Raw genomic sequence first — 8826 nt, 5'->3', positions numbered from 1 at the left:
AGGTGTTCCGCGGAACACCTGCCACCTCGTCACTGCCGAGCGGCTGACCACGAGGTCTCAGCCCTCGATCGACACCTGCCTGGCGAAGACCACCGTGTTGTCGACGTGGTGGCCGCTGCCCTCGTCGAACTCGCCGCCGCACGTGATGACGCGCAGCTCCGGCCCGGGCGTGGCACCGTAGACGTCCACGGTCGGGAAGGCGTCCTTGGCGAACCGGTCCACGCGATAGACCTCGTAGACCACCGTCCGGCCGTCCTCACGGTCCACCTCGACCCGGTCTCCCACGGTCGTGGCACCGAGATCGAAGAAGACCGACGGTCGTCCGCCGGGACCGGTCACGTGCCCCTCGACGACCGTCGGCCCGACCTCCCCGGGGGTCGGCGAGCCGGAGTACCAGGCCGCCTGGTCGACCAGCGCACCCGTCGGGACCTCTAGCGTGCCGTCGGCCGCCAGGCCCAACGGGTGCAGGGCGCTGGTCACGTCGATGGCCGGCAGGCGCACCTCCACCGGGGCAGAGGCGGCCACCTGCGGGTATGTCGTGCTCGGTGCCCCGGCGGACGGGGTCACCCCCGACCCCGCGGCCGCCCCCGGCCCGGTCGCGGGGTCGGTGGGCCCGGTCGCTCCCGAGGCCGACGAGGGGGTCTCCCCCGGCGCCGGTGCTTCCGTCGCGGACGGCGGCGCGGACGGCGACGACGGCGCGGCCGCCGACGACGACGCCGGAGGGGCGGGCGGGTCGGGCACCTGCCCGGCGACCCCGCAGGCCGCCAGACCCAGGCCCAGCGCCGTCACCACCCCGGCCAGCGCGACCGGGAGCGCGGGGCGCTGACCGCCCCCGCGCTCCCGGTGCCGCTGCGACATACCTCGTCAGTCCTGCGCGCGGCGACGGACCAGCAGGGACCCGGCGCCCACGGCGGCCAGGAGGGCGCCACCGGCGATCAGGCCGCCCTGCTCCATGCCCTGGGTGCTGCCGCCACCGGTCTGGACGCCGCCGGACGGGGCCTCCATCGGCGCGACGTCGAGGGCGCCGCAGAGCGCGGGGTCGGTCGCCTCGGACGGCAGGCTCGGGTCGAGGTCGGACTCCTGGTCGCCGTCGTAGGCGCCGCTGCCGTTGTGGTCGGTCCCGTGCACCACGACCACACCGTCACCGGCGGCGATCTGCGCGGCGACCTCGTCGCTGACCTCGAAGGTCCGCTCGTAGGTGTAGGTGCCCATGGCGGGGAAGTTGGCCACGTCGAGCGCGTGGTCCGGTCCCGTCATGCCGCCCTCGGTGGTCAACGACACCGCGACGCCGCCGTAGGAGCCGACCGCGTCGGTGGTGCGGATCGCGCCGTCGGCGCCGGTCCCCTCCATCATGGGGTCCGGGCAGGAGTTGGTGCCGCCGATGTGGATGTGCTGGGCGTGCGGCGCGCCGTCGAGGAGACCGGAGACCTCCATCGAGAGCCACACCTCGTTGCCGGTGACCTTGGCCCAGACGGTGCCGCTGCCGCCCGAGTCGTTGAGCTCGCCGAGCGTGGACATCAGCTCGGTGTGGTCCGCGGCCGAGGAGGACAGGGCCATCGGTCCGGCGAGGAGGACGGGCACGGCCAGGGCGGCCAGGGTGGTCGTGAGCTTCTTCATGACGGACTCCTTGTGGGGTGAGCCGGCGGACGGGGTGTCTTCCGGGCGTCACGAGGGGTTCGCCACGACCGCGGTCGTGGATTGCGAAGGTGATCTACGTCACATCGAGGAAGATGATCGTCACAGCCCAGGCCGCGATGATCGTGAAGGCGGTGGCCAGCTCGATGAGGATGTTGGTGCCCACGGCGCGCAGCGCGTGCTTCGTCGCCGTCCACGCCTCGCCGCGGTCGCGGGTGCGGGCCAGCGACACCAGGAAGATGCCGAGCGGGAAGCCCACGAACAGCCCGACGACGGGGATCACGAACGCCATCACGATCGCGACGGCGACACCCACGAGCAGGGTGCTGGTGCGCACCCCGGCGGCCTTCATCCTCTTGCCGGGCACCAGCCACTGCAGCGCGGTCCCGGCGAGCCAGACGACCACGGCGACGGCGAGCATCCCCCAGCCCAGCGTCGAACGCTCGTCGAGCGCCCACAGCAGCACCCCGCCCACGATGATGAGCAGACCCGGCAGGACGGGCAGCACGATGCCCAGCACGCCGACGACCATCAGCAGGGCCACCACGACCTCGACCGCACTCATGGCGGTCAGTCTGCCAGCCGGGTGAGGGTATGCCGTCCCGCCCGACCCGGGACGCACGTCGCCCGCCCACGTGGGGACGTGGGCGGGCGACGTGGTTCGCCCGGAGAGGGCGGGGCGGCGGTGCGTGCTACAGGACCGCAGCCTCTTCGGCGTGCAGGCGAGCCGTCTCGTCGAGGATGTCGACGTCCTGCAGGTGGCGCAGCTTGTCGAGGTGCTCGCGGCCGTGGTGGGCGCAGAAGTGCAGCTCCAGACCGTCGACGAGCCGGGCTCGCACGTAGGCCTGGGATCCGCACCGGTCGCACCGGTCGGCGGTGGTCAGTTCCGGGGTCATGGTGGCGTTCACGGGCATCTCCTCTCCTGCACCAGGGTGCCGGGGGTGGTCCACCCCTGGTGCGTCTCAGTCAAGCACGTCAACGTACCCGCACCCTGTGTTTGTGCCCGAGCGGCCGATCTTTTCGCTCCGGGCGTAGTCGGGGAGGCGCGGTGGTGCCCCCGACCCGTGCGCCTGCGGGGGTGTGTCGGCGCCGCGGGTTAACCTGCCCCGGTGACGACCAGCACCGACTACTCCGCACGTCACCTCCAGGTTCTCGAGGGCCTCGAGGCGGTGCGCAAGCGCCCGGGGATGTACATCGGGTCCACCGACTCCCGCGGCCTGATGCACTGCCTGTGGGAGATCATCGACAACTCGGTCGACGAGGCGCTCGGTGGCCACGGCGACCGCATCGAGGTCGTGCTGCACGCGGACGGCTCGGTCGAGGTCCGCGACCACGCGCGCGGCATTCCCGTCGACATCGAGCCGCGCACGGGGCTCAGCGGGGTCGAGGTCGTCTTCACCAAGCTGCACGCGGGCGGGAAGTTCGGCGGCGGGTCCTACGCCGCCTCGGGCGGGCTGCACGGTGTCGGCGCCTCGGTCGTCAACGCGCTGTCGAGCCGGCTCGACGTCGAGGTGGACCGCGCGGGCAGGACCTACGGCATGAGCTTCCGTCGCGGGGAGCCCGGGATCTTCGACGACGGCCGGTCGGCGCCCTCGCCGGACGCCGTGTTCACGCCGTTCGAGAAGAGCAGCGAGCTGGGCGTCGTCGGCAAGGCGAGACGGGGGGTCACCGGCACCCGGGTGCGCTACTGGGCCGACCCGCAGATCTTCATCGCCTCCGCGGCGTTCGACCACGAGGAGCTCTACGCCCGCGCGCGGCAGACCGCCTTCCTCGTGCCTGGGCTCACGGTGGCCGTGCGGGACGAGCGCGGCCTGCCCGGAACGCCCGGGGTGGACGGACCCCACGAGGAGGTCTTCGCCTACTCGGGCGGGATCACCGAGTATGCCGAGTACCTCGCCCCGGACTCGGGCGTCACCGACGTCTGGCGGCTGCGCGGGTCCGGAGCCTTCACCGAGACCGTGCCGGTCCTCGACGACCGCGGGCACATGGTCGCCCGCGAGGTCGAGCGCGAGTGCGAGGTCGACGTCGCCGTCCGGTGGGGGACCGGCTACGACACCACGCTGCGCAGCTTCGTCAACATCATCGCCACCCCCAAGGGCGGCACCCACGTCGCGGGCTTCGACCAGGCGCTGCTCAAGGTCTTCCGCAAGCAGCTCGAGCTCAACGCCCGCCGCCTCAAGGTCGGGAACGACAAGGTCGACAAGGACGACGTCGCCGCCGGGCTGACGGCCGTGGTGACGGTGCGGCTCTCCGAGCCGCAGTTCGAGGGGCAGACCAAGGAGGTGCTGGGCACCAACGCCGTCCGCGCGATCGTGGCGCGGGTCGTGGAGCAGGAGCTCACCGCCCGGCTGACCTCCACCCACCGCGGTGACAAGGCGCAGGCCTCGCTCCTGCTCGACAAGGTCGTCTCGGAGATGAAGTCGCGGATCTCGGCCCGCCTGCACAAGGAGACCCAGCGGCGCAAGAACGCCCTCGAGTCCTCGTCGCTGCCGGCCAAGCTCGCGGACTGCCGCACCAACGACACCGCGCGCAGCGAGCTGTTCATCGTCGAGGGGGACAGTGCCCTCGGCACCGCCAAGCTGGCCCGCTCCAGCGACCACCAGGCGCTGCTGCCGATCCGCGGGAAGATCCTCAACGTCCAGAAGGCGTCGGTCTCGGACATGCTCTCCAACGCCGAGTGCGCCGCGATCATCCAGGTCGTCGGCGCGGGGTCGGGCCGCTCGTTCGACCTCGACCTGGCCCGCTACGGCAAGATCATCATCATGACCGACGCCGACGTCGACGGCGCCCACATCCGCACCCTGCTGCTCACCCTGTTCTTCCGCTACATGCGCCCCCTGGTCGAGGCGGGGCGGGTGTACGCCGCGATGCCGCCCCTGCACCGGATCGAGGTGACCGGGGCCCGCGGCGGCAAGAAGGAGTACATCTACACCTACACCGAGCAGGAGATGCGCCGGACCACGGCCGGGCTGCTCAAGAAGGGCCGCACGATCAAGCAGCCGATGCAGCGCTACAAGGGTCTGGGGGAGATGGACGCCGACCAGCTGGCGGAGACGACGATGGACCCGCGCTACCGCACGCTGCGCCGGATCACGCTGGTCGACGCGGCCCGTGCCGACGGGGTCTTCGACCTTCTCATGGGGGCCAACGTGGCTCCCCGCAAGGACTTCATCGTGGACTCGGCGCACGACCTGGACCGCGAGCGCATCGACGCCTGAGCGTGAGTTCCCTCACCCCTGGGCCCCGGTGGTCGGGTGACCGGCCGTCCGTCCGGTAGGCTAGAAAGACACCCGCTGCCCCCACGAGGGCCGGGAGAGACATCTCAGGACGATCCGATCCTGGGTTCCGCGGGCGCCACGACGAGCGCCTGGAGGTAGGTCCGGTCGCGCCAGTGAGCGTCGAGGCGAGATCCAACCTCGACGATCCGACGAAACGAGTTGACCCCCCGTGGCTACATCCATCCCCGCTTCCGGCAAGACCAAGGCGCGACACACGCCGGCACAGAAGAAGGCCGCCCGTGACGCCCGCGAGAAGTCGTCACGCGCCCAGCTCAAGGGCCGGCGCGAGCGGCCGACCGCCGACCGCGGTCCCTCTTCCCACTCCCGCGACGACCGTAGCAGCGACACCCGCGGTGGCTACCAGTCCCGGGACGACCGCGGCTCCGACTCCCGCGGCGGCTACCAGCGTCGCGACGACCGCGGCTCCGACTCCCGCGGCGGCTACCAGCGTCGCGACGACCGTCCGGCCTACCAGTCCCGCGACGACCGCAGCAGCGACTCCCGCGGTGGCTACCAGCGTCGCGACGACCGCGGCAGCGACTCCCGCGGTGGCTACCAGTCCCGGGACGACCGCGGCTCCGACTCCCGCGGCGGCTACCAGCGTCGTGACGACCGTCCGGCCTACCAGTCCCGCGACGACCGCAGCAGCGACACCCGTGGCGGCTACCAGCGTCGCGACGACCGGGGTGCCGACACCCGCGGCAGCTACCAGCGCCGCGACAGCAGCCCCGCGCAGGGACAGGGCGAGCGCCCGGCACGCCCCCGCTGGGCCGACGAGGACCGCAGCGACTGGCGCGACCAGCGTCGTGAGCGGGAGGCCCGCGAGGAGCGCGGCGGCCGTCGCGAGCACACCTTCCGCACCCACCGCGACGACCGCGAGGGCCGCAGCACCGAGCGCGGCACCCACGAGGGCCGCAGCTGGGACAAGGACCGTCGCCGTGACGACACCCGTCGTGACGACCGCTTCGTCCCCCGCGAGCGCACCGACGCCGCCCCCTCCGCCGAGGACGACCGCGAGGCGGCGGAGGCCGCATACCAGGAGCACATGGCCGCCAGCGCGCGCGCCGAGGTCGCCGCCGAGGTGACCGAGGACAACGGTTTCGCCACCCTCGGGCTGGACGAGCGCCTCGTCGCCGCCCTGGCCCGCACCGGCATCACCCAGCCCTTCCCGATCCAGTCCGCGACGATCCCCGACGCGCTCGCCGGCAAGGACCTGCTCGGCCGCGGCCAGACCGGCTCCGGCAAGACGATGGCCTTCGGCCTGCCGATGCTGCACCGCCTCAGCCAGCGCCCCCGCGCGGTGCCGCACCGTCCGCGCGCCCTCATCCTGACCCCCACCCGCGAGCTGGCGATGCAGATCGTGGACGCCCTGGCCCCGATGATGCGGGCCGTCGACAAGCGCTTCCTCCTGGTCGCGGGCGGTATGTCGTACACGCCGCAGCTGGCGGGCCTGGAGCGCGGTGTCGACGTGCTCGTCGCCACGCCCGGCCGCCTCATCGACCTGATCGAGCGCAAGGCCGCCGACCTGTCCGAGATCGAGGTCGCCGTCCTCGACGAGGCCGACCACATGGCCGAGATGGGCTTCGTCGAGGCGATCCGGCAGGTCCTCGACCTCACGCCGAAGGACGGCCAGCGGCTGCTCTTCTCCGCCACGCTGGACCACGGGGTGGACCAGATCGCCAAGACCTACCTCACCGACCCGGTGACCCACTCCACCGACGACGCCACCGCGAGCGTCACCACGATGGAGCACCACGTCTTCCTGGTGCACCCGCACCACAAGAAGCCGATCACGGCGGCGATCGCCAACCGCCCCGGCCGCACCATCGTCTTCTGCCGCACCAAGCTGGGCGCCGACCGCATCGCCCTGCAGCTGCGCGAGTCCGGCGTCTTCGCGGCGGCCCTGCACGGTGGCCTCAACCAGGCCCAGCGCACGCGCGTGCTCGACGCCTTCAAGGGCGGCACCCTGCCGGTGCTGGTCGCCACGGACGTCGCGGCCCGCGGCATCCACGTCGACGACGTGTCGCTGGTGCTGCAGGTCGACCCGCCGGCCGACCACAAGGACTACCTGCACCGTTCGGGCCGCACCGCCCGCGCCGGTGACCGCGGCGCCGTGGTGACGCTGGCGCTGCCCCACCAGAAGAAGCAGGTGGGTCGTCTCCTCGACGCCGCCGGCGTCCAGACCGACGCCCTGGTCGTGGCGCCGGAGGACGTCGCGATCATCGAGACCGCCGGGGGCTCCATGCCCACCGGCGACGCGATCCTGCAGAGCCAGCTCGACTCGATCCTGCGTCCCGCGCGTCCTTCCGGTCGCGGTGGTCGTGGACGCGACGGCGGCAGGCAGGGTGGCGGCTACCGCGGCAGCCGGCCCGACCGCGGCAACGACCGGGGCGGCCACGGCGGACCCCGCCGCAGCGGCCAGGACGGCCCGAACCGGCGCCCGCGTCGCGACCCCGACGCGCCGCCGCGCGACAGCCGGCCCGACTGGACCCCGCGCTGACGCACAGTCGGGGACCGACGGCATACGCCCGTCGGTCCCTGACCTAGCATGACGGGCATGCCAGACACCATCGACCCCTCGCTCCAGCACGCCTACAAGGAGGTGCTGCGCCGCAACCCCGGTGAGCACGAGTTCCACCAGGCGGTGGAGGAGGTGCTCGGCACCCTCGGGCCGGTGGTGAAGCGGCACCCGCACTACCTCGCCGAGCGGGTCATCGAGCGGCTGTGCGAGCCGGAGCGGCAGATCATCTTCCGCGTGCCGTGGACCGACGACGTGGGCCAGGTGCAGATCAACCGCGGGTTCCGGGTCGAGTACTCCTCGGTCCTGGGCCCCTACAAGGGCGGTCTGCGCTTCCACCCCAGCGTGCTGCTGGGGACGGTGAAGTTCCTCGGGTTCGAGCAGATCTTCAAGAACGCGCTGACCGGGCTGCCCATCGGCGGCGGCAAGGGCGGCTCGGACTTCGACCCCAAGGGCCGCTCCGACACCGAGGTCATGCGGTTCTGCCAGTCGTTCATGACCGAGCTATACCGGCACATCGGGGAGTACACCGACGTCCCTGCGGGCGACATCGGGGTCGGCGCGCGTGAGATCGGCTACCTCTTCGGGCAGTACAAGCGGATCACCAACCGCTACGAGGGCGGCGTCATCACCGGCAAGGGCCTGGCATGGGGCGGAAGCCAGGCCCGCACCGAGGCGACCGGCTACGGCACCGTCGTCTTCGCCCAGGAGATGGCCAAGCACGCGGGCCTGGGCTTCGAGGGGCACGACGTGGTCGTCTCCGGCTCGGGCAACGTCGCGATCTACGCGATCGAGAAGGTGAACCAGCTCGGCGGGCGGGTCCTCGCCTGCTCCGACTCCTCGGGGTACGTCGTGGACGAGCAGGGCATCGACCTCGAGCTGCTCAAGGAGGTCAAGGAGGTCCAGCGGGGCCGGGTGCAGGACTACGCGACGGCGCGCAGCAGCGCCCGGTTCGTCGACGGCGGCAGCGTCTGGGACGTCCCGTGCCAGGTGGCCCTGCCCTGCGCGACGCAGAACGAGCTCGACGAGCACGCTGCCGCCGCCCTGGTCAGGGGCGGCACCGAGATCGTCGCCGAGGGCGCGAACATGCCGTGCACGCCCGCCGCCGTGCGGGTCTTCCAGCAGGCCGGGGTGCTCTTCGGCCCCGGCAAGGCCGCCAACGCCGGCGGCGTCGCGACCTCGGCGCTGGAGATGCAGCAGAACGCCTCCCGCGACAGCTGGACCTTCGAGCACACCGAGGAGCGGCTCGCCGCGATCATGCGTCGCATCCACGAGCGCGTCGTCACCACCGCCGAGGACTACGACCGCCCCGGCGACTACGTCTTCGGCGCCAACGCCACCGGCTTCGTCCAGGTCGCCGACTCCATGCTCGCGATGGGCGTCATCTGAGCCGGT

The 8826-nt window shown here is 72.4% G+C and carries 8 protein-coding genes; 4 read left to right on the top strand and 4 right to left on the bottom strand.

The annotated features are described in order from the left end of the window. Positions 1-57: 57 nt before the first annotated feature. Positions 58-501, bottom strand: coding sequence for a class F sortase (locus tag ACI3ET_RS00780; protein ID WP_405030991.1), 444 nt, complete (start codon positions 499-501; stop codon positions 58-60). On the opposite strand from ACI3ET_RS00780, the gene ACI3ET_RS00775 reads away from it, so the two are divergent. Further along, positions 485-826, top strand: coding sequence for a hypothetical protein (locus tag ACI3ET_RS00775; RefSeq protein ID WP_405030990.1), 342 nt, complete (start codon positions 485-487; stop codon positions 824-826). The genes ACI3ET_RS00780 and ACI3ET_RS00775 overlap by 17 nt on opposite strands. Before the next feature lie 38 nt (positions 827-864). Here ACI3ET_RS00775 and ACI3ET_RS00770 read toward each other — a convergent pair whose 3' ends face one another. The 3 genes from ACI3ET_RS00770 to ACI3ET_RS00760 all read right to left on the bottom strand — a co-directional run bounded on the left by ACI3ET_RS00770 (position 865) and on the right by ACI3ET_RS00760 (position 2543). After that, positions 865-1617 (bottom strand): CHRD domain-containing protein, encoded by a 753-nt coding sequence (locus tag ACI3ET_RS00770; RefSeq protein ID WP_405030989.1) that lies wholly within the window; start codon positions 1615-1617, stop codon positions 865-867. Between the two features lie 94 nt (positions 1618-1711). After that, entirely contained in the window at positions 1712-2200 is a 489-nt protein-coding gene (locus ACI3ET_RS00765) for a DUF456 domain-containing protein (protein WP_405030988.1), read from the bottom strand. Between the two features lie 127 nt (positions 2201-2327). Then, positions 2328-2543, bottom strand: a complete 216-nt coding sequence (locus tag ACI3ET_RS00760) for a DUF7455 domain-containing protein (protein ID WP_405030987.1) — start codon at positions 2541-2543, stop codon at positions 2328-2330. A 201-nt stretch (positions 2544-2744) separates the two neighbouring features. On the opposite strand from ACI3ET_RS00760, the gene ACI3ET_RS00755 reads away from it, so the two are divergent. The 3 genes from ACI3ET_RS00755 to gdhA all read left to right on the top strand — a co-directional run bounded on the left by ACI3ET_RS00755 (position 2745) and on the right by gdhA (position 8820). Beyond that, positions 2745-4853: a DNA gyrase/topoisomerase IV subunit B gene (locus ACI3ET_RS00755; RefSeq protein ID WP_405030986.1), complete on the top strand. Its 2109-nt coding sequence runs from the start codon at positions 2745-2747 to the stop codon at positions 4851-4853. A gap of 229 nt (positions 4854-5082) precedes the next feature. Further along, complete coding sequence (locus tag ACI3ET_RS00750; RefSeq protein WP_405030985.1) at positions 5083-7413, top strand: DEAD/DEAH box helicase; 2331 nt, start codon at positions 5083-5085, stop codon at positions 7411-7413. Between the two features lie 57 nt (positions 7414-7470). Continuing rightward, on the top strand, positions 7471-8820 hold the full coding sequence (gene gdhA / locus ACI3ET_RS00745) for an NADP-specific glutamate dehydrogenase (protein ID WP_405030984.1): 1350 nt from the start codon (positions 7471-7473) through the stop codon (positions 8818-8820). The last annotated feature ends 6 nt before the right edge of the window (positions 8821-8826 follow it).

Source organism: Ornithinimicrobium jinqii (genome assembly GCF_045032595.1).
GTDB lineage: Bacteria > Actinomycetota > Actinomycetes > Actinomycetales > Dermatophilaceae > Ornithinicoccus.
The sequence above is the reverse complement of the archived record's forward strand: the minus strand, read 5'-3'. Positions and strand labels throughout refer to the sequence as shown.